Source organism: Kribbella pittospori (assembly GCF_004331465.1).
Taxonomy (GTDB): domain Bacteria; phylum Actinomycetota; class Actinomycetes; order Propionibacteriales; family Kribbellaceae; genus Kribbella; species Kribbella pittospori.
The window spans coordinates 281,180-304,947 of record NZ_SJKB01000004.1 but is presented as its reverse complement, the minus strand read 5'-3'; the positions used below and the strand labels follow the sequence as shown (position 1 = coordinate 304,947).

Below are 23,768 nucleotides of genomic sequence, written 5' to 3'. Positions count from 1 at the left end.
TCGTGATCGGATGGTCACCGCCCGTGTCCCCGCCCCCGAGGACGTCGACCTGACCTCGACCGACCGGGAATCGTTTCCGCTGCTGATCGCGGTCGCGGCCTCCCCGGAGGATCGTGTCCGGCTCGCCGAGCTCGTCGACGACGTCGCTCCGCTGCTCCTCGTGTCCAGCCTCGAGGAACTGCGCAAACTGCTGGCACCCGCCCAGCAGTCCCCACCGGCCCCGCCCGAGCACCCCGAACCGCCCGAGCCCGAGGCGGTCGAGGCGGTCGTGGCGAAGACGCCCGACGACCCCGATGCCGACGTACTGACGAGCGACCGGTCCCGCTCGGTCGCCCGGTGGCGCGGCCGCGAGGTCCAGCTCACCGAGCTCGAGAACGACCTGCTCGCCCGGCTGATGACAGCGCCGCTGCGCGTCTGGACGTACGACGCCCTGCACCAGGCGGTGTGGCGCAACCGGGACCTGAGGGGGACCGCCGACGTCCACTCGGTGGTGAAGCGGCTGCGCCGCAAGCTGGACGAACTCGGCACCACGGTCACCATCGACGCGGTCCGGGGCACCGGCTTCCGGCTCACCGATCACCAGCGCCCGGCGATCATGGGGTTGCGGGCCGGCTGACGGACCCGTGGTCTGCCCCGGGGGTTTCCCGGGGTCTGCTCTCTGTCCGCCGGGTGTCCTTCGTCGCTAGCCTCATCTGGTGAGTACCCTGCCGCACCCGCGACGGGCCCCTCGAGTCGCGGAGATCGTCCTGGCCTTCCTTGCCGGCGCCGGGACGTTCGTCGTGGTGGCAGTACTCGCCGCCTGGATCACGTCGGACGCGCTGATCGTGATCCTGGCCGTTCCGCTCGTCACCACCGTCGTCCTGGTGACCAAGTTGATCGGCATCGCGTACGCCGTTCCGATCGCGATGGCAGGCATGCTCGCCTACGACTGGTACCACCTGACCCCGACCCATCCGCCCGGATTCCCGGTCTGGTCGAACCTCGTCGATCTGCTCGTCTACCTGGCGGTGTCGGTCCTGATCGGCGAGCTGGCGGCGCACGCGACTCGTCAGGCCCAGACTGCCGAGGTGGCACGAGCGGAGCTCGCCGACGAGCAGGCGGCGTTGCGACGGGTGGCGACAGGGGTCGCCGAAGGGGTGCCTGCGCAGAAGTTGCTCGGAGCTGTGGCAGAGGAGGTCGGCGCGCTGCTCGCCGTGGACGCGACCCGCATCATCCGGTACGAGGGCGACGAGATTGTGAACCTGACGGCGTGGAGCAGGCCCGGCTACGATCCCGCACCCTACGAGCGCAGCAGACTCGAGGGCAGGAGCGTGGCCGGCGATGTACTGCGGACCGGCCGCGTCGCCCGGATCGACAACTACGACGACATCGAGCACCGACTGAAGGTCACCCGCGGGCTGGGGGTCAAGTCCGTGGTCGGAGCGCCGATCATCGTCGCGGGCGAGTTGTGGGGAGTGATGATCGTCTGGTCCATTGCCGATCCGCTCCCGCCGGACACGGAGTCGCGGCTGATCGACTTCACCGAGCTCGCGGCCACCGCGATCGCCAACCTCGAAGCACGACGGCAGGTCGAACGTCTGCTGGACGAACAGGCCGCGCTGCGGCGGGTCGCGACGCTGGTCGCTCGTGGTGGGCGTTCGACCGAGGTTGTCGAGACAGTGATCCGTGAGGTCGGGGTGCTCAGCGGCGCCGACCTGGCCAGGCTGGAGCGTTACGAGACGGACGGAACAGTGACCGGGGTCGGGGTGTGGAGCCGGGACGTCGATCACCAACTGTCCAGCGGCACTCGCTTCGTGCTCCAGGGGCCGAGTATCGCGGCGCTGGTGCGAGAGACTCGCCGCCCGATGCGCGTGGACAGCTTCGCCGGCGCCTCGGGCCCGATCGCGCAGGAGGCGCAGGGGCTCGGGATCCAGTCGTCGGTCGGCTGTCCGGTCATCGTCCAGGGCCGCATGTGGGGCGTGATCGCGGCATCGACGACGGGCGATGCGCCGTTCCCGCCGGACACCGAATCCAAGATCGGCGAGTTCACCGAGCTGCTGGCGACGGCGATCTCGAACCTCAAGGCGCACGCCGACCTCGAGGCGTCCCGGGCCCGGATCGTCGAGACCACCGACCTGGCCCGCCGCCGGTTCGAGCGCGATCTGCACGACGGGGCCCAGCAGCGGCTTGTCTCACTGGGCCTCGAACTGCGTGGAGTCGAGGCGGCCGCAACACCCGACCTGCGCGCCCGGCTCACTCAGATCAGCAGCGGACTGGACGCTGTGTTCAACGACCTCCGCGAACTCTCCCGCGGCATCCACCCGGCGATCCTCTCCGAGGGTGGTCTCGACCCCGCACTCCGGGCGCTCGGACGGCGTTCCGCCGTACCGGTCAAGCTGGACGTGAACGTCGGCGAACGGCTCGCCGAGCGGGTCGAGGTCGCGGCGTACTACGTCGTCTCGGAGGCGCTCACCAACACGGCGAAGTACGCCGAGGCCACGCTGGTCGAGATCCAGGTCGCGATCCACGACGACGTACTCGAGCTGAGCATTCGCGACGACGGCGTCGGGGGAGCCGATCCGGCCCGCGGCTCCGGCCTGATCGGACTCACCGACCGGGTTGAGGCGCTCGGCGGGCGGATCACGATCACGAGCCCGGTCGGCGAGGGAACGTCGCTGCACGTCGAGCTCCCCCTCGACGTCGCCTGATCGGCACTGGAGTACCGTCAGCATTCGTGCCCTTCTCCGCTTTGAGTCACCTCGAATGCCCAAAGTGCGGCCTCACCTACTCCCCGGACCAAGTGATCGGACTGTGTTCGTGCGGGTCGCCTCTGCTGGCCCGGTACGACGTACAGGCGATCACACTGACCAAGGACGAGCTGGCCACCCGGCCGCCGGACCTGTGGCGATACCACGAGCTGCTGCCGGTGCGGTCGCCGGAGAACGTGGTGACCCTGGGGGAGGGGATGACCCCGCTGCTGCCGTTGCCGCGGTACGGGCGTGAACTCGGCGTCGAACGGCTGCTGATGAAGGACGAGGGCCTCATCCCGACCGGCACCTTCAAGGCGCGCGGCGCCGCGGTCGGCGTGTCCCGGGCGTACGAGGTCGGCGTCCGCAAGATCGCGATGCCGACCAACGGGAACGCCGGATCGGCCTGGGCGGCGTACGCCGCTCGCGCGGGGATGGAGGCGTTGATCGCGATGCCCATCGCAGCTCCGGAGATCTGCCGCCGCGAGGTCAAGGTGGTCGGTGCCGAACTGCACCTGATCGACGGGCTGATCGGTGACGCCGGCGCGTTCATCCGCGCGGAACTGGAGAAGCGGGACGGCTATCTGGATGTGTCGACACTGAAGGAGCCGTACCGGATCGAAGGCAAGAAGACGATGGGCCTCGAGATCGCCGAGCAGCTCGGTTGGCAGCTGCCCGACGTCATCCTGTACCCGACCGGTGGCGGCGTCGGCATCATCGGCATCTGGAAAGCGCTGGTCGAGCTGCGCGAGCTCGGCTGGATCAAGGGTCCGCTGCCGCGACTGGTCGCCGTACAGGCGAGCGGCTGCGCGCCGATCGTCCGGGCGTGGGAGAAAGGGCTGCCGGAGAGCGAGCCTTGGCCTGATGCGCAGACCGTTGCCTTCGGCATCACGGTGCCGAAGGCGCTCGGCGATTTCCTTGTTCTGCAGGCGATCGCGGAGACCGACGGGTGTGCCGTTGCCGTCGACGACGAAGACTTGCTGGCCGAGCAGCACGCGGTGGCGCGGCTGGAAGGATCGTTCATCTGCCCCGAAGGCGCCGCCAACTTCGCCGCCGTGCGCCAACTGCGCGAGTCCGGCTGGATCCGCGCCGACGAGCAGGTGGTTGCCCTCAACACCGGAGCTGGCCTCAAGTACCCGGAGACCGTCCCTCTGTAGTCCAGCCCACGCTGGCGTTCGGCTGCCTCGAGGTCTCGTCCTCCCGCGCAGGGCGAGCGGATCGTGGAACCGGGGAGATCCCAAGCGACCACTCCCGCAGGCCCGAGCCCGATCCGCTCTCCGGAAACTTCTCGCCGCCTGGCGGCACTTTGTTTCCGCGCAACGCCGTGCAGCCGCACCGCGTCGCCGTACCCGCACGTCCAGGCGCCATCGACCTTGTGCACCGATCAACCACGGCTGGCCCGCTCAGGTGGTTGATCCGTGCACAGAGTCGCACCGGCACCACGGTCTACCCCGCGTGGGTCGACCCAGCCGGTTCGCTTAGGCCTGGCCGCGGCGGACGGCGAGGATGTGGGCAGGTTCGCCGTTCGGGTCGAGTTTGACGTAGTTCTGCTGCCCCCAGCGCCACGTAGCGCCGGTGATCTCGTCGTACACGGTGAAGGTGTCCTCAGGCCGCATGCCGAGCGCGGCCATGTCCAGGTGGACCATGGTTTCGCGCACTGAGTGCGGGTCGGTGTTCACCACGACGATGACTGTGTCGCTGTGGCCGTCGGGGGCGGTCGTGCGCTTGGAGTAGCACATGATCGCCTCGTCCTCGACCGAGTGCAGCGACAGGTTGCGCAGTTGCTGCAGGGCCGGGTGCCGGCGGCGGATGTTGTTGAGCAGGGTCAGGTACGGCGCCAGCGTGCGACCCTCGGCGGCCGCGGCGTCCCAGTCGCGCGGACGCAACTGGAACTTCTCGGTGTCGAGGTACTCCTCCGAGCCCGGCCGGAGTGCCACGTGCTCGAACAACTCGAACCCGGCGTACACACCCCAGGCCGGCGACGCGGTCGACGCGATCGCGGCGCGGATCTTGAACGCGCCCGGACCGCCGTACTGCAGGTACGCGGTCAGGATGTCCGGCGTGTTGACGAAGAAGTTCGGCCGCAGGAAGTGCCCGGTCTCCTTGGTCAGTTCCTGCAGGTACTCCTCCAGTTCCCACTTCTCGTTGCGCCAGGTGAAGTAGGTGTACGACTGGTGGAAGCCGACCTTGGCCAGCTCGCGCATCATCGGCCGCCGGGTGAACGCCTCGGACAGGAACACCACATCCGGGTCGGTCTTGCGGATCTCGCCGAGCAGGTACTCCCAGAAGTTGACCGGCTTCGTGTGCGGGTTGTCGACCCGGAACACGGTCACGCCGTGCTCGATCCACAACCGGACGATCCGCAGCACCTCGGCGTAGATGCCTTCGGGATCGTTGTCGAAGTTGATCGGATAGATGTCCTGGTACTTCTTCGGCGGGTTCTCGGCGTACGCGATCGAGCCGTCGGCGCGGATCGAGAACCACTTCGGGTGTTCCTTGACCCAGGGGTGGTCCGGCGACGCTTGCAGGGCCAGGTCGATCGCGACCTCGAGGCCCAGTTCGCGGGCCCGGCCGACGAAGTACTCGAAGTCCTCGAAGGTGCCGAGCTCGGGGTGGATCGCGTCGTGTCCGCCCTCGTCCGAGCCGATCGCCCACGGCGACCCGGGGTCACCGGGCTTCGGGTCGAGGGTGTTGTTCGGGCCCTTGCGGAACGCATGACCGATCGGGTGGATCGGCGGCAAATACAGGATGTCGAAGCCCATCCCGGCTACCGCGTCCAGCCGCTTGGCCGCCGTACGGAACGTCCCGGACTTCCACTGCCCGGACTCTTCGTCGTACGTCGCTCCCTCGGACCGCGGGAAGAACTCGTACCAACTGCCGTACAGCGCGAGGGTCCGGTCGACCCACACCGGGTAGGTCTCCGACGACGTGATCAGCTCACGCACCGGGTAGCGCCCGAGCGCGGCGCGGACCTGCGGCGAGATGCCCGCGGCCAACCGCGCCTCCGGCGGCAGCGCGCCGTTCGCCAGCGCGTGCGCGGCGTCGCTCAGCGTGGCCCGGTCTGCACGGACGGCGGGCGGTACGCCGGCAGCGGCGCGGTCGAAGAACGCTGCGCCCTCGGCGAACATCAGGTCGACGTCGAGGCCGGCCGGGACCTTGATCTCGGCGTTGTGCCGCCAGGTGCCGTACGGGTCGCTCCAGCCCTCGACCGCGAACGTCCACGCACCCTGCTCCTGCAGGGTCACGTCGACCGTCCACCGGTCGCTGCCCTGCCCGACCGGTGCCATCAGCATCCGTCTGGTCTGCCCGGTCGGCGAGGTCAGTACGACGTTCGCGTTCACCGCGTCGTGGCCCTCACGGAACACCGTGGCCGCGATGGTGAAGGTCTCGCCGACCGAGGCCTTGGCCGGATACGCTCCGGCGTCGACGGTCGGGGTGACGTCGGTGATCGGGATGCGCCCAGTCATGGCGTAGACGAACCTTCGCTTTCCGATTGCGGATCCGGCCGAGGGGTATGTACGTCGGGACTACAGCACTGACGTTATCGGTTCCCCGTCGTAGACCATGACATGCAGTGGTCACATTTCGGACCACACAGTGGAACCTTGGTAACCGGACCCTGGGGACGGTCTGCAAAATCTTGCCAGCGTTGCAAGATCGATGCATACCGAAGGTGTCTCCTGAACCCGAGGCCGGTACGGTGTCCCGGTGCGAGCGATACGACGATTCTCCGTCCGCCCTGTCCTGCCCGAGCCGCTGACCGGCCTGGGCACCCTGGTGAACAACCTCCGCTGGTCCTGGCACCCGGAGACGCAGGACGTCTTCGAAGCGGTCGACCCGCAGCTGTGGCGGAGCACCGGCGGTGACCCGGTCAAGCTCCTCGGCGAGGTCCCGGCGGCCCGGCTCGACGAGCTGGCCCACGACGATGTCTTCCTGCGCCGGCTCGAACTGGCCGTAACCGACCTGAACGCCTACGTGTCCGGCGACCGGTGGTTCCAGACCGACGCCGGCTCCCCGGTGAGCTCGGTGGCGTACTTCTCCCCGGAGTTCGGCATCACCTACGTCCTCCCGCAGTACTCGGGTGGTCTCGGCATCCTGGCCGGTGACCACTTGAAGGCGGCCAGCGACCTCGGCGTACCGCTGATCGGCGTTGGCCTGCTGTACCGGCACGGCTACTTCGCGCAGTCGCTGAACGCCGAGGGCTGGCAGCAGGAGCGCTACCCCCTGGTGGATCCGGACGGGCTGCCGATCAGCCTGCTCCGCGACGGCGACGCCCCCGCGACCGTGACCCTGACGCTGCCCGGCAACCGGCAGTTGCACGCGCAGATCTGGGTCGCCCAGGTCGGCCGGGTGCCGCTGCTGATGCTCGACTCCGACATGGAGGAGAACGACCCCGCCGAGCGCGAGGTGACCGACCGGCTGTACGGCGGTTCGACCGAGCACCGGCTGCTCCAGGAACTGCTGCTCGGCGTCGGCGGTGTCCGCGCGGTCCGCACGTTCTGCCGCATCACCGGGCACTCGGCGCCCGAGGTGTTCCACACCAACGAGGGTCACGCCGGCTTCCTCGGCATCGAGCGGATCCGTGAGCTGGCCACCGACCAGTCGCTGGACTTCGACACCGCGCTCGAGGTCGCGCGCGGCGGCACTGTGTTCACCACCCACACGCCGGTCCCGGCCGGCATCGACCGGTTCCCGGTCGAGCTGATCCAGCAGCACTTCTCTCCCGACGCGTACGGCGAGGGCGTGCCGATCGACCGGATCCTCGAGCTCGGCGCCGAGGACTTCGAGGGCGGCGACCCGGGCGTCTTCAACATGGCGATCATGGGTCTGCGGCTCGCTCAGCGGGCCAACGGCGTATCCAAGCTGCACGGCGTGGTCAGCCGCGGCATGTTCGCCGGACTGTGGCCGAGCTTCGACCCGGTCGACGTACCGATCACCTCGATCACGAACGGCGTCCACGCGCCGACCTGGGTGGCGCGGGAGATCCACGGGCTCACGTACGCCGCCACCGACACGGCCGAGAGCGACGGCGTCTTCGACGGCCTCGACAAGACGTCCGACGCGCAGATCTGGGAGACCAAGCGGACTCTGCGGCAGCGGTTCATCGACGACACCCGGGCCCGGGTCCGGCAGTCCTGGATCAACCGCGGCGCCAGCGACGCAGAGCTCGGCTGGGTCGATTCCATCCTCGACCCGGACGTCCTGACGATGGGCTTCGCCCGCCGCGTCCCGTCGTACAAGCGGCTCACGCTGATGCTGCGCGACCCGGCCCGGTTGAAGGCGCTGCTGCTGCACCCGCAGCGGCCGGTCCAGATCGTCATCGCCGGCAAGGCGCACCCGCACGACGAGGGTGGCAAGAAGCTCATCCAGGAGATGGTCCGCTTCGCCGACGACCCGGAGGTACGGCACCGGATCGTGTTCGTGCCCGACTACGACATCGCGCTCGCGCAGCCGATGTACCCGGGTTGCGATGTGTGGCTGAACAACCCGCTGCGTCCTTACGAGGCGTGCGGCACGTCGGGCATGAAGGCTGCTCTCAACGGTGCGTTGAACCTCTCGATCCGCGATGGATGGTGGGACGAGTGGTACGACGACGAGTTCGGCTGGGCGATCCCGTCCGCCGAAGGGATCGAGGACACCGACCGGCGTGACGACCTCGAGGCGCACGCGCTGTACGACTTGATCGAGAAGCAGGTCGCGCCGCGCTTCTACGACGGTGAGGTGCCGGGCCGCTGGATCGAGATGCTCCGGCACACGATCAAGGAGCTCGGTCCGAAGGTGCTCGCCACCCGGATGGTCCGCGACTACGTCGAGCAGCTGTACGTCCCGGCGGCGCATTCGTCGCGGTCGCTGAACTCTACGTACGACGGTGCCCGCGAGCTTGCGGCGTGGAAGAAGAAGGTCCGGACGGCCTGGCCGCAGATCCGCGTCGACCACGTGGAGCTGCAGGGCCTGGGCGACGTACCTCAGCTCGGGACCACGGTCGGGATCCGTGCCTTCGCGGCGCTCGGGGATCTCGAGCCGTCGGACATCTGTGTCGAGGTGCTGCACGGGCGGGTCGACACCAACGACGAGATCACCGACCCGGTCCGCGCGACGCTGGCGATGGCGGAAACCTACGAGGGCAACCGCCACCGCTACGAAGGCGAACTGAAACTCGATCGAACCGGCCCCTTCGGCTACACCGTCCGAGTGGTCCCCAACCACGCCGGCCTCGCCAGCCCCGCCGAACTCGGCCTGGCCGCCGGCCCGTCCGACCCCGACGACGACCCCTCCGCCCCCGACCTCCCCGCCGGCTCAGAATTCTGAGCCCAACGTCCTAGAAGTACCCGACCCCGCCTGCCTGAGCAGGCGGGGTCGAGTATTTCCCCACGCGTCCACGACGCGCGCTCCTAGGTCGCGTGCTCACGGCTGCTGCTCCCAGTCGCCTTCCCCTTGCGTAGCAGGCCCCATGGTTTGAAGACCGACAGGACGACCGCGACCATCAGCAGCGTCGGCGACACGATCGGCGGGAAGATCATGTCGTTCAACGGAACCGCCAGGTCGTTGGCCTCGCCGCGATCCGCGAGCTCGTCGACGCCCGGCCGGAGGGCGATCAGGACGAGCGTGCTCAACAGCAGGTTGATGACCAGTTTCACGACCACCCACCAGTACTTCGTCAGGCCGTACTTACTGCCGACGGCCAGCAACACCCCGGTCACCAGGCACGCCAGCCCGGAGATCGTCATCGGCCAGATCGTGACGAGTTCGAGTACGCGGAAGCACAGCGCCTTGGTGCTCTCGTCGTCCGTACCGATCGCGGTGAACGTCAGCACCGCCATCACCACGTCGAGCCCGAGCCACGAACCCACCGAGGCCAGATGCAGCACGAGCACGGCCTTCCGGGTCCTCCCACCCAGCCGCCACGACTTCCCCGCCGCAACGTCCAGTACTGCGCTACTCATCTCCCTCTCCGTCCACTCGGATCACGTACGTACGATCCTGAGCGACAACGGGCCGCTACCGCGTCGGCCCGAAGGAGACACTGCGTCTACCCCGACGGACGTACAGCGCGGTCAGGTAGTCGCCAGCTGGGTGGTCTGCTGGGCGGCCCATTGTGCGGCTGCGGCGGCGACCGGGATCGTTGGGTCGACCAACCAGGCGGCCTCGACTCCGTAGCAGAAGGCGATGATCTCCATCGCCTTGAGCTTCGGGTCGACGTCGGTGCGCATCTCGCCGCGCTGCTGGGCGGATCGCAGCGTCGCCGTAACCCGCTCGATCGTCGTCCCGTAACCCTCGACCAGGCGCGGATGGAGATCGGTATCGGGGCTCACGTTCTCCCCGAGTACGACGGTGTTCATGCCGAGCAGGCTGTACACCTTGTCGTCGTGCTGGCTCGGCCAACTGGCCATGTGCCGGGCGATGATGTCCACGATCTTGAGGCCGGGGTCGGGGCCGTCGCCCCACAACCACTCCTCGGTGAAGGCCAGATGCCGGTCCAGTACGGCGCTGAGCAGCGCCTCCTTGCTGCCGAAGTGATACAGCAACCCGGTCTGTGACACGCCCGCCTCGGCCGCGATGTCCGCGAGGCTCGTGCCGCGCGCTCCGTTGCGGGCGATGAAGCGTACGGCGACGTCGACGATCCGCTCCCGCGTCTCGAGGCCCTTGGCGGACGAGGTCTTGGTCCTGGGCGTAGCGGGCACGGTCGATCTACCTCCTGGTGGCCGGGACGGGTCGCCGCCAAGCATAGACAACCGACTGAGTACTCGGTAGCTTTTGCAAAACAGACTGAGTACTCAGTCTGGAATGTCGGCAACGAAAGGACGACCCGATGAGCGCAGGGACCGCGACAGTCCGCGACGAGGAGGACGTCCCGCCCCGCCCGCACGCGCAGGTCGAGGCGTTCCTTGCCGGCGCCCGACCGTCGCCCGACCCGTGGGACGCCGACATCGGGGTCGTCCGGGCGGATGCACGCGAGAAGGTCCTGGCGGTGACCGGTCAGCCCTCGCCGGTGGCGTCCGTCGAATCCGTCGATGCGGACGGCGTACGCGGCCGGCTCTACCGCCCGACCGGAGCGGAAACAGACGTGCTGGTCTGGGCACACGGCGGCGGCTGGATTCACGGTGACCTCGATACCGCCGACGGTGTCGTCCGCGCACTGGCGAATCGGGCTGGGTGTGCCGTCTTGTCGATCGACTACCGGCTCGCGCCCGAGCATCCCTTCCCGGCCGGCTTCGACGACGCGTGGACCGCGGTCACCTGGGCCCGGCGAAGGTTCGGCAGCGTTTCCGTCGGCGGCGACAGTTCGGGCGGGAATCTCGCTGCGGCGGTCGCGCTCAGGGCGCGGGACGAAGGTGTCGAGCTGGCGAACCAGCTGCTCGTCTATCCGGCACTCGACAGCACCGAGGACACCGAGTACAAGCTCGCGTTCCGGCAACGGTATGCGACGTTCGCGGGCCGAACGGGCTTCGGGGCCAACAGTTACCGGCGGCTCCAGTACATCTGGGCGACCTACGTTCCCGACCCGGAAGCCCGTACGGCGTCCTACGCGTCCCCACTCCACGCCGAGTCCGTGGACCGCGCCGCGCCCGCGACCGTCATCACCGCTGAACACGACTTCCTCCGCGGCGAGGCCGAGGACTACGTCCGGCGTCTGGAGGAGGCCGGCGTACCGGTCGAGCTGCACGAGTACGCGGGCCAGATCCATGGCTTCTTCGAGATGTTCGCCGTGATGACCGACGCGCACCACGCCGTCGGCGTGGCCGGCGACGCCGTCCGCCGTGCCTTCCACTCCACCGAGTCTTCCAAGGAGATGTCGTGCGATCGCTGACCCAGTACCGCAGATTCGTCGAGGCGGCCGCGGTCGCAGCGGCCTCTGCGCTGCTCTTCGCCGCCTGTGCACCCGGCGGTAACTCCGAGGCGGGTACGGCGCCGTCCAAGGCGGTGACCACTGGCGTCGGAACGGAACCCGTCACGCTGAAGCTGCTCGTCAACAGTGGCGTCGACGTCCCGTTCTACACCGCACTCGGAGAGCAGTTCCATGCCAAGTACGGCAACGTCACCGTCCAGGTGGACAACCAGGACTATGCCGCGCTGACCACGAACGTCGCCCGTATTCTTGCTGGGAGCAACGTTCCCGACCTGGTCCGGGTGTCCCAGCTCGGCAACCTGATCGAGGACCAGCTGCTCACCAGCCTCGATCCGTACGCCACGGCGTACGGGTGGGACAAGTGGCCGCAGTCGCAGTTCGCCTCCACCCGGGTCGGACCGGACGGCAAGCAGCGCGGGACGGGCTCGCTGTACGCCGCCGGGGCCGGGTTCGGGCTCACAGGGGTCTACTACAACAAGGCACTCGCGCAGCGGATCGGCATGACGCAGCCGCCGGCGACCGTTGCCGAGTTCGAGCAACTGCTCGCCAAGGCGAAGGGCGCCGGGCTGCAGCCGATCATGATCAACGGCAAGGACGGCGGCAGCGTCTACCCGCTGCAGAACCTGGTGATGGCTGCCGCGGGCGACGCGCAGGCCATCCAGGACTGGAACTATGCCAAGCCGGGCGCGAGTGTTGACAACGCGGCGACGGTGCAGGGCGCCACGACACTGCGGCGGTGGGGACAATCGGGCTTCCTGCCGGCCGACGTGAACGACATCGACCAGACGCGCGCGCCGGCCGAGTTCCTCAAGGGCAACGGTGTGTTCTTCCCGAGCGGCAACTGGCAGGCACCCGGACTGGACAAGGCCGGCGCCGGCAAGTTCGGCTTCTTCCTCTTCCCGGCCGGCGAGTCCGGTGGACCGTCGTACGCGATGACCGCCGCCGCCAACCTGGGGATCCCGGCGAAGTCTCCGCATGCCGATGTCGCGGCCGCGTTCCTGAACTTCGTGCAGACCGACGCGAAGGCACGGCAGGACACGGTCAACCTCGGCGGTCTCGTGCCTGCCGGCCCGTCGGACGCCCCTGCTCCGACAGCGCCGGAGGGATCGGCAGTCGCCGCGACTGTCGCCGCCTTCCAGGAACTGCTGAAGAGCAATGGACTGGTCGGTTTCATGGCTGATGCGACCGCATCGATCCACGTCAACAGCCTGATCCCGCAGACGCAACTGCTGCTGGCCGGGAAGACGAAACCCGGGGCCTTCGCGGCGAAGGTGCAGGCCGACTACGAGCGCGACCTGGGTCAATGACCGGTGCGGATCGATCGGAGGTACTGCGGTGCCAGTGATGCAACAGGCCTCGCCTGAGACGAACCCGTCGACACAGTCAGCCGCCGGGCAACCCGACGTACGGCGCCGGACCGTACGACGGTCCCGGCAGTGGAGCGCCCTGCTCTGGGTCGCGCCGGGGTTCGGCATGTACGCCGTGTTCGTACTCTTCCCGATGCTCCAATCTGTTCAGTACTCGTTCTACGACTGGGACGGCATCGGCCGAGCGACACCGGCCGGGCTGGACAACTGGAAGGCGATCTTCACTCGGCCGGAACTGCTGCACTCCGTGGAGCACGCGTTCATCCTGATCGTCTTCTACACCGTGCTGCCGGTCGGGCTCGGGCTGATCGCGGCGTCGCTGATCCGGGAGTTGCGGTCCGGCGCGTTCAGCACGACCGCCCGGGTGGTGCTCTTCATCCCGCAGGTGCTGCCACTGGTCGCGGCCGGCATCGCCTGGACCTGGATGTACTCCTCCGACGGCCTGGTCAACCAGATCCTCCGCGCGGTCGGCCTCGACCGGCACACCCGGGCGTGGCTCGGGGACTTCACGTTCGCTCTCCCCGCGGTCGGTGTCATCGGGGTCTGGGTCATGCTCGGCTTCTGCACGGTGCTGCTGCTCGCGGGCATCGGCAAGATCGACCCGGCCCTGTACGAGGCGGCCCGGCTGGACGGCGCCGGGCGGATCAGTGAGTTCGTTGCCGTCACGTTGCCCGGTCTGCGGCGCGAACTCGTCGTGTGTACGACGTTCACGATGATCGCCGCGCTGGCGAGCTTCGACGTCATCCAGATCTCGACCCAGGGCGGACCCGGCTACCAGACGATGGTGCCGGGTGTGGAGATCTACCGACTGACGTTCCTGCAACAGCACGTCGGCCAGGCCTCGGCACTCGCGGTGTTCCTGGCCGCGCTGGTCCTCGTTCTCATCTGGCCGATCCAGCGTCTCGGGAGGGAACGATGACATCGTCCGCGGTGGCCCACCGCATCACCCGCACCGGCATCCTGATCGCGCTGATGCTGTTCGCGATCGTGCCCCTGCTGAGTATGTTCAGCACCGCGCTCGCGGCGCCGGGCAGCACGCCCGTGGGGCTCAGTTGGCCGAGTGACCCGCATTGGCACAACTTCGTCGACGCCTGGAGCGCGGCGAACTTCGTCGCCCTGTTCCGGTCGAGCACACTCATCGTGCTGGGTGTCGTCCCGGGCACGGTCGCGATGGCCACAGCCGCGGGCTACGCCCTCGCGCAGCTGAAGGTGCCGTTCGGCAAGGCGATCTACGGTCTGTTGCTGGTCGGACTCACGCTGCCGTTCGAGGCACTGATCACGCCGCTGTACTACGACCTCCGCAGCATGGGCCTGCTCGGGACGCGGGCCGCGATCATCCTGCCGCTGATCGGATTGCTGATGCCCTTCGGCGTCTTCTGGATGCGCGCACACTTCCTCGGCGCCGAGCCCGCGCTCACCGAGGCCGCGAAGGTCGACGGAGCCGGCCCGTGGCAGACGTTCTGCCGGATCCATCTGCCCCTCGCCACCTCCGCCTGGTCCGCTTTGTCCGTGCTGTTCTTCCTGGCGAGCTGGAACCAGTACCTGCTGCCGCTCGTCCTTGTCGACGACCCGACGAAGCGAACTGTGGCCGGCGGGCTGGGGGCCTTCCAAGGCCAGCACGGCACCGACATCGTGCTGCTCTGCGCCGGATCGTTGCTGATCATCCTGCCTTCGTTGCTGATCTTCCTGGTCTTCCAGCGCAACTTCGTCAAGGCCCTGATGCAGGGAGCCGTGAAATGACGGCTGTCAGGCGGCGGGCCTCTTGAGATCGACCCAGCGGAAGGGGTCGCCGGTGGGGGAGGTGATGTAGGAGCGGCCTGCCGGCTTGACGGTCGGATAGAGGTCCGCGAGTTCCTTGGTGGCTGTGTCGTCTCCGTTGTCGGAGGCAAGCATCAGGCGGGCGATGCGGTCGGTCAGGGCGAGGTCGGCGCCGTCGAGGGAGGCGGACATTTCGCCCCAGTTGTCCCAGAGGAGGAGTTCGTCGCCGTGGAGGTGGGCGAGTTGCAGGTAGACGTAGTTGCGGATGAACCAGCTTCCGCCGATCGGTGAACCCGGGTCGATGCCGAACAGGTCCGGGTCGCGGGTGCCGGCGCGGACGTCCAGCCAGACCTCGGCCGCGGACAGGAACGGACCGGTCGGCATGTCGAGCGGGTTGAACGGATGGTCGTCGGCCGGGTCGAGTTGGGCGTCGATCATCACCCACCGGTCGCCGTTCCAGTACTCCGCGACCACGTGATCGTGGTTGAAGCCGCTGGCGAAGTACGCCGCGAAGCCGATCCGGCTGCGGACCGGGATCCCCTTGTGGCGAAGCATCGACGCGAACATGAGCGTGTAGTCGCGGCAGCACCCGACGATCCGGTCGACCGGCTCCCTCGGTTCCGCGAGCGGCGTACCGTTGCGCCGCTGATCGGTGGCCAGCATCGACGACACCCAGCGGTGATCGATCTCCGCGAGGCGATCGCCGGTGAACTCGATCCCGCCGCCGCGGTAGTGGATCAGCAGGTTGCGAACCACCGCCCCGACCCCGGGGATGTCGTCCGGCAACGCGTCGTACAACCCGGCGTATGCACCCGGGTCGCTGTACTCGGTCTGCACCGCATAGTCCATCAGAGGGTCCTTTCGAGAATGGGTTGGGCGATGTCGACGGCCGGCTGGTCGCGCGGCATCAGGTGGCAGTCCGCCCGGTAGACCTCACGCGGCGATCCAGTGATCGCGCAGCCCGCCGTACGGACGAAGTCGTCGACCAGGTCGTACGCGAGCATGATCCGCGGGTACGCGCACTCGTCCATCGTGATCGTGCAGTAGGCCTCGTGATGGGCCGGCTCGACCCGGATCGCGATCGGTCCGGACGGATCCACCAGACCCTGGAACGGCACGCACACCTCGACGGTTGCCTCGGCCTCCGGCGTAACCGGGCCGTGGTAGATCACCCACGATTCGCCGGGCAGACTGGCGCCGGCGGCTTGCAGGTACGTGCGGATCTCGTCGGTCGCGGTCACGATGATCCCGATCAGATTCTGCTGATCGGTGTCGGACCGGATCGACGCGATCTTCGTCTCCGGTACGTCGCGCGTCAGCACCGGCCGTGGCGCGAGCCCCGTCGATCCCGACCGCGAGAGCCGGTCCCGCAGGTACTGCAGGGTCGCCCGGCGAGCCGCGGTCGTCGCCTCCTGGGCAGCCCACCACCGATCCAGCCGGATCAACCCCTCTTCGTCCGAGCCCGCGAGGACCTCGGCGATCGTGGTCAGCGGCATGTCCAGCTGCCGCAGCACACTGATCCGCCGCGCCCGCTCGAGCTGCTCCTCGTCGTACAGCCGGTACCCGTTGGCCGGGTCCACCTGCGCGGGCGGGAGCAGCCCGGACACGTCGTACAGCCGTAGCGCCTTGTGCGAGAGCCCGGTACGCCGCCCGAACTCGCTGATCGTCAACACGCGAACATCAAACCCCCTGCCCCAGGGGCAAGGTAAACCCTCACCCCGGAAACCCGTGAAGATCCGCCTCCACCCATCCGGCCCGCGCCAGCGCCACTGGATTCTGTGAGCTGGCTCACCGGGGGGAACGTCGGGCTCGGAGGCCTCCTCTTTCAGGGCGTTGGTCACTAGAGGGAGGCGTTCGGAGATGCGGGTCGTACGGCGGGTGGTGGCGGGGACTCATGGGGTTCTCGCGCTGGTGCATGTGTATTGGGCGACCGGTGCGACGTGGCCGGCGTCCAGCGAGCGGTCGTTGTCGATGGCGGTGCTGGGCGGACCGGTGTCCTTCCGTCCAGGCATCGTGTTGCCGCTCGCGGCTCTGCATGTCCTGCTGGGCGCGGCCGTGCTCACCAGCGACCGGTTCAAGCTGAGCAGGTTCGTGGTCGGGGGAGTGGTGGCCGGACTGGCTGCGCGGGCGACCGCGGGTCTCGTCTGGGCCCTCGGCGTCGGCACCGACACGAGTACCGCGTTCTACTGGCTCAACCTGCTCTTCTACACGCCAGCGTGCATCGCGCTGTGCGTGGCGGACCTCAAACTCCTCCGCACACGCTGGATCAAGGCAACAGCAGTCGCAGCACCCGTTGCCGGCGTCGTACTGCTCTCACTCCTCGCCTACGCGTACCAGCCAACCGAGCAGCCAAGCGCCACAGCGTCACCCGACGCCAGGTACGTCGACACGCCGCTGGCCCGGAACGGCATGACCACATCACTCGGTCAGTTCCTGGATGCAATGAAGCTGCCGCAGGTAGTCCTCGGCGGCAACTCATGGAGTGGCGGTTGGGGTCTCGCCTACGCGCAGCGGAACCCGGACCGCGTCAGCAAGCTGCTCCTGCTGGCGCCGAGCGGACTGGACGAGCCAGACACGTGGAGCTGGGAGATCCTCAAACAACCCCTGGTCGGCGAGGCGCTGGCGAAGCTGGCCGCGAGCCGCAGCATGGTCAAGTCCGCGCTGGGCAGCATGTTCGTCCACAAGCAACTGATCACGCCGGAGCTCGTGACCACGATGTGGGTGCCGGGAACATATCGTGACAACGTGCGATCCATGTACGCGCTCGAGCGGGGCCTCGACTGGAGAGTCACCGAGCAGGCTCTGCCGTCCACGCGGCAACGCACACTGGTGCTCTGGGGCGACCACGACGCCGTACTCCCGGTGGCACAGGCAGATCGGTTCGGGAAGCTGTTGCCCAACGCAACCGTGCACGTGCTGCCCGGCTGCGGCCACGCCCTCACCGTCGACTGCGCCGACCAGGTGACACCCCTGATGGCGGCCTTCCTCCGATGATCGACGCGGAACGGCTCGTCCGCGCGGCGCAGGGCGGCGACACCCTGGCGATGAACGAGCTGCTCGACAGACTGGCGCCGTACGTCGGCCGGATCTGCGGGCCGATCGCTCTGGCCGACGGACCGGACGCGACGCAGGAGGCGCTGATTGCGGTGTTCCGTGGACTGCGCGGTCTGCAGAACCCAGCGGCGTTGTTCGGATGGGTCCGCGCGATCGCCGTCCGCGAGGCGGTCCGAGTGGCACGCCGGCAGCAACGGCAACAGCCGGCCGATCTGTCTGAGCTGCCCGCGCCAGACGATCCGCAGCTCGCCGTACACGTGCACGACGTACTCGCGCGATTGTCGCCGCAGCACCGCGCAGTGCTGGTCCTGCGCGACCTGGAAGGAATGGACGAACTGGCCGCCGCCGCGTTGCTCGAGGTGCCGGCCGGTACGGCGAAGTCCCGGCTGCACCGAGCCCGGGCAAGCTTTCGGAAGGCGTGGAGATCATGACGGGTGACTGGCCGCAGGTCGAACTGACCGACGTCGAACGGTTCCGCGCCCTGGCTGCCGGTGTCCCCGGCGCCGCGATCACCGAGCGCGTCCTGGCGGCGCCTCCCGACCGGGTGAAGGAGTTGCTCAGCGACCTCGACGCGTTCGCCACGATCCAGGCGGACCTGGTGTCGGCCACGTTGCTCGAGCAGGACGGCGATCGCGTCGTCGTACTCGCGCGCGGTCGGCGGGGGCAGCGGGCGCGCCTCGAAGGTCAGTTCCGGAGCGGCTGGTGCTGGTTGCAGAGCCGGTTCCTGATCATCGGTATGGCGGTGTCGGCAGAGCCCGGCGGCGGCACGCGGGTCGCGCTCACCGGCGGCATCCGGGTGCCGGGCCGGGCCGCGATCGTTCCACTGCGGGTGCAGCGGGAGAGCTCCAAGACGCTGGACCGGTTGGAACAGATGCTCAGGGCCTGAGTACGCCGGCCGGCAGCGCGGCGAGGAGCGCATCGGCGTGCCGGCGGTAGCCGAGGTTGTTCGGGTGGAAGCTGTCCGGCGCGAGCATGCCGCGCCACGGCGGTCGTGCGTGCCGGGACACCTCGGCGACCGTGAGGCCGCGAGCCGTCGCCGTCGTACTGATCAGCTGATTGATGCCGGCGACGTAGGGGCTGGCCACGCCGCCGATCCGCCAGAGCCCGTCGGGGACGGTGAGGTCCATCACCACGGACGAGGACGGCAACCGCTCGATCACCTGACGGAGGTGGTCGCGGAACCGTTTGGGCGGCGTACCGAGGATGTCGTTGTTGCCGATCCCGCACGTCACCAGTGCGGGCTGCAGCCCTTCCACAAGTGGGAGTTGGTCCGCGAGCACGTGCCGGGTCTGGGCGCCGGAGCGCGACAGGTTGAGCACCCGCCACGGGCTGCCGCGCCGCTTGAGGGCATTGAGCACCTGACCGACGTACCCATGGAGCGGCGACGACGCGCCGAGCCCTTGTGCGGTCGAGTCACCCAGCACCACCCACAGCGGCCCGTCACCAGCAAGAGTCTTCTCGTTCTGCCGCGTCCAGAAGTCGGCGTACGTCTTCGCCTGTACGTCGACGAACGCCACCCCATCGACCCAACGCCGGAACGCCAACCGCGAGTTCGTCCGCTCCGCCTCACCCCAACGCATCACCGCCCGGTGCAACGCCCCGATCGGCGTCGTCCGTTCACGCACCCCACGCCGCACCAAAAACATCGGTCCCCCCACACATGAACAGAAGGTAACCGCCGAATGTACTGCAGAAAGGTTAACGACCCATCAGAGCGCTCGGAGGAGGACCAGGCAGCGGGGGGACAGGGGGACGGTGGCGCCGGCTTCGACCTCGGTGACCATGCTGTTGCTGGTGTCGAGGACTACTTCGTAGGCGGGAGCCCAGGAGGGGTCGGGGACTCGGACCTGGCGGGTTTCGGGGGTGGCGTTGAGGGCCATCAGGAAGGAGCTGTCGGTGAGGGCGTTGCCTTGGGCATCGGTTGCGCGGAGGGCGTCGCCGGCCAGGAACATGCCGATGGTCCGGAGATTGCCGTCGTACCAGTCGGCGTCGGTCATCTCGCCGCCGTGCGGTGCGATCCAGGACAGGTCCTTGCGCCCGCCCGCGACGACAGGCTCCCCGGAGAAGTAGTGCCATTGACGCAAGACAGGGTGTGCAGCACGGAGAGCGATCAGCTTCTTCGTCAACGCCAGGTGATCGGACCAGGCGCCTGGCAGTGACCAGTCGAACCAGGACAGTTCGCTGTCCTGGCAATAGGCGTTGTTGTTGCCGTGCTGGGTCCGTCCGCACTCGTCCCCGGCGGTGATCATCGGTACGCCGGTGGACAGGATCAGTGTGGACATCAGGTTCGCCATCTGGCGTTTGCGCAGCGCAATCACGCGCCGGTCGTCGGTCTCGCCCTCGACGCCGCAGTTCCAGGACCGGTTGTCGTCGGTGCCGTCGCGGTTGTCCTCGTGGTTCGCCTCGTTGTGCTTGTGGTCGTAGCTGACCAGGTCGCGCAGGGTGAACCCGTCGTGCGCGGTGAGGAAGTTGATCGACGCGTACGGGTAGCGGCCGTCGTCGCCGTACAGGTCGCTGGACCCGGAGAGCCGGTAGGCGAGGTCCTTGACGCCGTCGGAGGTGTTCCGCCAGACGTCGCGGACGCTGTCGCGGAATTTGCCGTTCCACTCCGACCACGGCGGGCCGAAGTTGCCGACCTGGTAGCCGAACGGGCCGACGTCCCACGGTTCGGCGATCAGCTTGACCCGGCCGAGGACCGGATCGGCCGCGACCTCGGCCAGGAACGGGTGGTCGGGGATGTCGACCTCGTGCCGCTCGTTGCGAACCAGCGTCACGGCCAGGTCGAACCGGAACCCGTCGACACCCATCTCCTCGACCCAGTAGCGCAGCGAGTCCATCAGCAGCCGGCGGACCTGCGGGTGCGAGGTGTCGACCGAGTTGCCGGTCCCGGTCACGTCGTACATCGTCCCGCCGTGCGACAGCCGGTAGTACGCACGGTTGTCGATACCGCGGAAGCTCAGCGTCGGTCCGTCGAACCCGCCCTCCGCGGTGTGGTTGTAGACCACGTCGAGGATCACTTCGATGCCGGCGGCATGGAACGCGGCGACCATCGCCTTGAACTCCGCCACCTGCTGACCGTCCGAACCCGACGACGAGTACGGCGCGTGCGGGGCGAAGTACCCGAGGGTGTTGTAGCCCCAGTAGTTCGGCAGGCCGCGGGCGGCGATCGACGGCTCGGTGAGGAAGTGGTGGATCGGCAACAACTCGACCGACGTCACGCCCAGCTCGGTCAGATAGTTGATCACCGACGGATGCGTGAGCCCGGCGTACGTCCCCCGTTGATGCTCGGGTACGTCGGGATGCAGCTTCGTGAAGCCCTTGGTGTGCAACTCGTAGATGACCGTCTCACCCCAGTGCACCGGCCGGCTGATCGGCGGCGGTGGTTCGGAGTCGCCGACTACCACACCGACCGGCACGTGACCGGCCGAATCACCGTCGGACGAGTCGTAGATGAGGGGGCTGGAGAAGTCCAACGAGCCGTCGATGGCTCGGGCGTACGGATCGAGCAGCAGCTTGGACGGGTCGAAGCGGAGACCGTGCGACGGGTCGAACGGGCCGTGCACGCGGTAGCCGTACCGTTGCCCGTGGCCCACGCCCGGGACGAACCCGGTCCAGAACTCACCGGCATGGGCGAGGTCCAGGTTCCGCTGGCTGCCGTCGGCGGCGATCAGCGCTAGCTCGACCCGCTCGGCGGCCGGAGCCCACAGAGTGAAGGTCGTCCCATCGGTCTGGACCACTGCTCCGAGCCTCGGCCCGGTATCGGCGGTCGGGCCGAGAGCACTCGGGGCGGCGGTCGCTTCGGTCACCGGCACATTCTGCACATTCCCGTCTTGGTTATCGATAACGAAGGTGGTTGTGTTCATGAGACGGTAGTTGCGGACGCCTGTGCGCAATGATACGCAAGGACCGTTACTAATTATCGGGCTCCCAACTGGGCGGAGTAGGGGATCACATGTCGGAAGAGTTAGCCGGTCTGACCGTCGGTCTGATCGGCGCGGGCAACATCGCCCACTTGCATGTCGGCGCGTGGAAGGCGCTCGGCGCGCGCATCCTGGTGCACTCGCTCGAGGGCGCCGAGACGATGGCCGAACAGTACGGCCTCGAGGTCGCGGCGTCGCTCGACGACTGCCTGGCCGAGGCGGAGTTCGTCGACGTCGTCACGCCGTCGGCGACCCACAAGGAAGTCACGCTGGCCGCGATCAAGGCCGGCCGGAACGTGATCTGTGAGAAGCCGCTCACCCTGACCGCCGCCGACTCGCACGAGGTGATCGCGGCTGCCGCGGCCGCCGGCGTCCGGATCTACCCGGCGCACGTGGTCCGGTTCTTCCCGGCGTATGTTGCCGCGCACTCCGCCATCCAAGCCGGGCGCATCGGCGACGTCGCGGTGGCACGGTTCTTCCGCCAGGCGTCGTCCCCGGCCGGTGGCTGGTACGGCGACGTCGCCCGCTCCGGCGGCGTGATCATGGACCTGATGGTGCACGACCTCGACCAGGCTCGCTGGATGTGTGGAGACGTCACCAAGGTGTACGCCGTCCAGAACCCGCCGACCGTGGACGGGATCAGCCCGCTGACGGTGGCCGCGCACGTGACGCTCACCCACGCCTCCGGTGCGATCAGCCACTGCCGCGCGACGTGGGCAGCGGCCGGGTCCGCGTTCCTGTCCGGCTACCACATCGCGGGCTCTACCGGCGTACTGAAGTACACGTCCGCCGCGGACACCGGCTACGCCGAGGAACTGCAGGACGGCGGCGCGGCTGCCGACCTGCTCATCCCGGCCAACACCTTGGGCGAGAGCCCGTACCTGACTCAGCTGCGCGAGCTCGCTGTCGCGCTGCGCGGTGGGCCGGAGCCGCGGGTTCTGGCGCCGGACGGTGCGGCCGCGGTCTATCTGGCCGAGGCGGCGCGCGCCTCGATGGAGACCGGCCGTGTGATCGACATGGTGACCTTCGACCCGACGGGAGCAGCGGCATGACCCTCAAGGTGGCTCTCGCGTCGTTCGCGCACGGGCATGCGATGTCGTACGCGTACTTGCTCAACCAGATGCCCGATGTCGAGGTGCTGTCCGCCGATCCCGACGGCGCGAGTGCGCCGGATCCAGGCCCGCGTGGTGCCGAGCTCGCCGCACAGCTCGGCGTCCCGTACGTCGACAGCTACGACGAGCTGTTCGCGTGGGGCCCGGACGCGGTCGTCGTGACGAGTGAGAACGCACTGCACCGCGGTCTGGTCGAGCGGGCCGCGGCAGTTGGTGCACATGTGCTCTGTGAGAAGCCGCTGGCCACCGAGGTCGAGGACGGCGAGGCCATGCTGGCGGCCTGCGAGGCGGCCGGTGCGATCCTGATGGTCGCCTACCCGGTCCGCTTCTCGCCGCAGTACCTGCGACTCCGCGCCTCGGTCGAGGCCGGGCTGCTCGGCGACGTGTTCGCTGTCCTCGGCACCAACAACGGCAAGATCCCGATCGGTGGGCGGCAGTGGTTCACCGACCCCAAGCTCGCCGGCGGTGGTGCGCTCGTCGACCACACCGTGCACTGCGCTGACCTGATCGACGGCCTGACCGGCGGCGCATCGCCGCAGCGCGTGTACGCCGCGGCCAACCGCGTACTGCACCAGGACAAGGGCGTCGAGGTCGAGACCGGTGGCCTGGTGACGGTCAACTACGACAACGGGCTGCTGGCAACCATCGACTGCTCGTGGAGCGTCCCGGACAACGGTCCGACCTGGGGCGGCGTCACGCTGCAGGTGACCGGCACCAAGGGATCGGTGGAGATCGAGCCGTTCCTGCCGCGCATCAACGGCACCGATCCCGACGGGGAGGTGTACCTGGGGATCGGCGAGAACTTCGACGCATCGATGCTCGCCACGTTCCTCCGGGCGGTCCGCGAGTCCGGTCCGGCCGTGGCCGGCCAGCCACCGACCGGCGTACCCCAGCCCGATGGTGCCGTCGGCCTGCGCACGCTCCGCATCGTCGATGCGGCCCGCCGGTCCGCAGTGTCCGGCCAGCCGGTCGAGGTCTGACAT

20 protein-coding genes are annotated in these 23,768 nt (G+C 68.5%); 13 read left to right on the top strand and 7 right to left on the bottom strand.

What is annotated here, in order from left to right:
• The first annotated feature begins 10 nt into the window (after positions 1-10).
• The 3 genes from E0H73_RS15070 (at position 11) to E0H73_RS15060 (ending at position 3,883) form a co-directional block, all read left to right on the top strand.
• The gene (locus E0H73_RS15070; RefSeq protein WP_131355581.1) at positions 11-616 is read left to right on the top strand and encodes a winged helix-turn-helix domain-containing protein; all 606 of its coding nucleotides are present in this window, start codon (positions 11-13) and stop codon (positions 614-616) included.
• Between the two features lie 79 nt (positions 617-695).
• A complete protein-coding gene (locus tag E0H73_RS15065) occupies positions 696-2,687 on the top strand; it encodes a GAF domain-containing protein (RefSeq protein WP_131355578.1) in 1,992 nt (663 codons plus the stop codon).
• Between the two features lie 26 nt (positions 2,688-2,713).
• A complete protein-coding gene (locus tag E0H73_RS15060; RefSeq protein ID WP_131355575.1) occupies positions 2,714-3,883 on the top strand; it encodes a threonine synthase in 1,170 nt (389 codons plus the stop codon).
• Positions 3,884-4,204: 321 nt separating this feature from the next.
• Here E0H73_RS15060 and E0H73_RS15055 read toward each other — a convergent pair whose 3' ends face one another.
• The gene (locus tag E0H73_RS15055) at positions 4,205-6,193 is read right to left on the bottom strand and encodes an alpha-1,4-glucan--maltose-1-phosphate maltosyltransferase (RefSeq protein ID WP_131355572.1); all 1,989 of its coding nucleotides are present in this window, start codon (positions 6,191-6,193) and stop codon (positions 4,205-4,207) included.
• Between the two features lie 241 nt (positions 6,194-6,434).
• Here E0H73_RS15055 and glgP point away from each other — a divergent pair, with 241 nt between their 5' ends.
• Positions 6,435-9,035, top strand: a complete 2,601-nt coding sequence (glgP, locus tag E0H73_RS15050) for an alpha-glucan family phosphorylase (RefSeq protein WP_131355569.1) — start codon at positions 6,435-6,437, stop codon at positions 9,033-9,035.
• Positions 9,036-9,118: 83 nt separating this feature from the next.
• On the opposite strand, the gene E0H73_RS15045 is transcribed toward glgP, so the two are convergent.
• Positions 9,119-9,670, bottom strand: a complete 552-nt coding sequence (locus tag E0H73_RS15045; protein ID WP_131355565.1) for a hypothetical protein — start codon at positions 9,668-9,670, stop codon at positions 9,119-9,121.
• 111 nt (positions 9,671-9,781) lie between these two features.
• On the bottom strand, positions 9,782-10,408 hold the full coding sequence (locus E0H73_RS15040) for a TetR/AcrR family transcriptional regulator (RefSeq protein ID WP_165555678.1): 627 nt from the start codon (positions 10,406-10,408) through the stop codon (positions 9,782-9,784).
• A 128-nt stretch (positions 10,409-10,536) separates the two neighbouring features.
• Between E0H73_RS15040 and E0H73_RS15035 the strand changes: the two genes are divergently transcribed.
• From E0H73_RS15035 to E0H73_RS15020, 4 genes are read left to right on the top strand one after another with little or no spacing between them, the layout of a single operon-like run.
• Positions 10,537-11,535 (top strand): alpha/beta hydrolase, encoded by a 999-nt coding sequence (locus E0H73_RS15035; RefSeq protein WP_131355558.1) that lies wholly within the window; start codon positions 10,537-10,539, stop codon positions 11,533-11,535.
• Positions 11,523-12,881 (top strand): ABC transporter substrate-binding protein, encoded by a 1,359-nt coding sequence (locus tag E0H73_RS15030; protein ID WP_131355556.1) that lies wholly within the window; start codon positions 11,523-11,525, stop codon positions 12,879-12,881. Before E0H73_RS15035 ends, E0H73_RS15030 begins: the two co-directional genes overlap by 13 nt.
• Before the next feature lie 37 nt (positions 12,882-12,918).
• Positions 12,919-13,860, top strand: a complete 942-nt coding sequence (locus E0H73_RS15025; RefSeq protein ID WP_202867397.1) for a carbohydrate ABC transporter permease — start codon at positions 12,919-12,921, stop codon at positions 13,858-13,860.
• Positions 13,857-14,681: a carbohydrate ABC transporter permease gene (locus E0H73_RS15020; protein WP_131355553.1), complete on the top strand. Its 825-nt coding sequence runs from the start codon at positions 13,857-13,859 to the stop codon at positions 14,679-14,681. The genes E0H73_RS15025 and E0H73_RS15020 overlap by 4 nt, the downstream gene beginning before the upstream one ends.
• Positions 14,682-14,687: 6 nt before the next feature.
• Here the strand turns inward: E0H73_RS15020 and E0H73_RS15015 are convergent, their stop codons facing one another.
• Both E0H73_RS15015 and E0H73_RS15010 read right to left on the bottom strand, forming a co-directional pair.
• Complete coding sequence (locus tag E0H73_RS15015; RefSeq protein ID WP_131355550.1) at positions 14,688-15,548, bottom strand: transglutaminase-like domain-containing protein; 861 nt, start codon at positions 15,546-15,548, stop codon at positions 14,688-14,690.
• Positions 15,548-16,372, bottom strand: a complete 825-nt coding sequence (locus tag E0H73_RS15010) for a MerR family transcriptional regulator (RefSeq protein WP_131355547.1) — start codon at positions 16,370-16,372, stop codon at positions 15,548-15,550. The genes E0H73_RS15015 and E0H73_RS15010 overlap by 1 nt, the downstream gene beginning before the upstream one ends.
• Positions 16,373-16,559: 187 nt before the next feature.
• Here E0H73_RS15010 and E0H73_RS15005 point away from each other — a divergent pair, with 187 nt between their 5' ends.
• Genes E0H73_RS15005 through E0H73_RS14995 form a run of 3 tightly spaced genes read left to right on the top strand, consistent with a single transcriptional unit; the run spans position 16,560 to position 18,639 of the window.
• Positions 16,560-17,693 carry an alpha/beta fold hydrolase gene (locus E0H73_RS15005; RefSeq protein WP_131355544.1) on the top strand — a complete coding sequence of 378 codons (1,134 nt, stop codon included), beginning with the start codon at positions 16,560-16,562 and terminating at the stop codon, positions 17,691-17,693.
• Positions 17,690-18,184: an RNA polymerase sigma factor gene (locus E0H73_RS15000; protein WP_131355541.1), complete on the top strand. Its 495-nt coding sequence runs from the start codon at positions 17,690-17,692 to the stop codon at positions 18,182-18,184. The genes E0H73_RS15005 and E0H73_RS15000 overlap by 4 nt, the downstream gene beginning before the upstream one ends.
• Entirely contained in the window at positions 18,181-18,639 is a 459-nt protein-coding gene (locus tag E0H73_RS14995) for an SRPBCC family protein (RefSeq protein WP_131355538.1), read from the top strand. The genes E0H73_RS15000 and E0H73_RS14995 overlap by 4 nt, the downstream gene beginning before the upstream one ends.
• On the opposite strand, the gene E0H73_RS14990 is transcribed toward E0H73_RS14995, so the two are convergent.
• Both E0H73_RS14990 and glgX read right to left on the bottom strand, forming a co-directional pair.
• The gene (locus E0H73_RS14990; RefSeq protein ID WP_165555677.1) at positions 18,629-19,378 is read right to left on the bottom strand and encodes an SGNH/GDSL hydrolase family protein; all 750 of its coding nucleotides are present in this window, start codon (positions 19,376-19,378) and stop codon (positions 18,629-18,631) included. The genes E0H73_RS14995 and E0H73_RS14990 overlap by 11 nt on opposite strands.
• Positions 19,379-19,462: 84 nt before the next feature.
• Positions 19,463-21,559: a glycogen debranching protein GlgX gene (gene glgX, locus E0H73_RS14985; RefSeq protein ID WP_238164015.1), complete on the bottom strand. Its 2,097-nt coding sequence runs from the start codon at positions 21,557-21,559 to the stop codon at positions 19,463-19,465.
• Positions 21,560-21,705: 146 nt separating this feature from the next.
• On the opposite strand from glgX, the gene E0H73_RS14980 reads away from it, so the two are divergent.
• Entirely contained in the window at positions 21,706-22,725 is a 1,020-nt protein-coding gene (locus E0H73_RS14980) for a Gfo/Idh/MocA family protein (protein WP_131355530.1), read from the top strand.
• Positions 22,722-23,765 (top strand): Gfo/Idh/MocA family protein, encoded by a 1,044-nt coding sequence (locus E0H73_RS14975; protein ID WP_131355527.1) that lies wholly within the window; start codon positions 22,722-22,724, stop codon positions 23,763-23,765. The genes E0H73_RS14980 and E0H73_RS14975 overlap by 4 nt, the downstream gene beginning before the upstream one ends.
• The last annotated feature ends 3 nt before the right edge of the window (positions 23,766-23,768 follow it).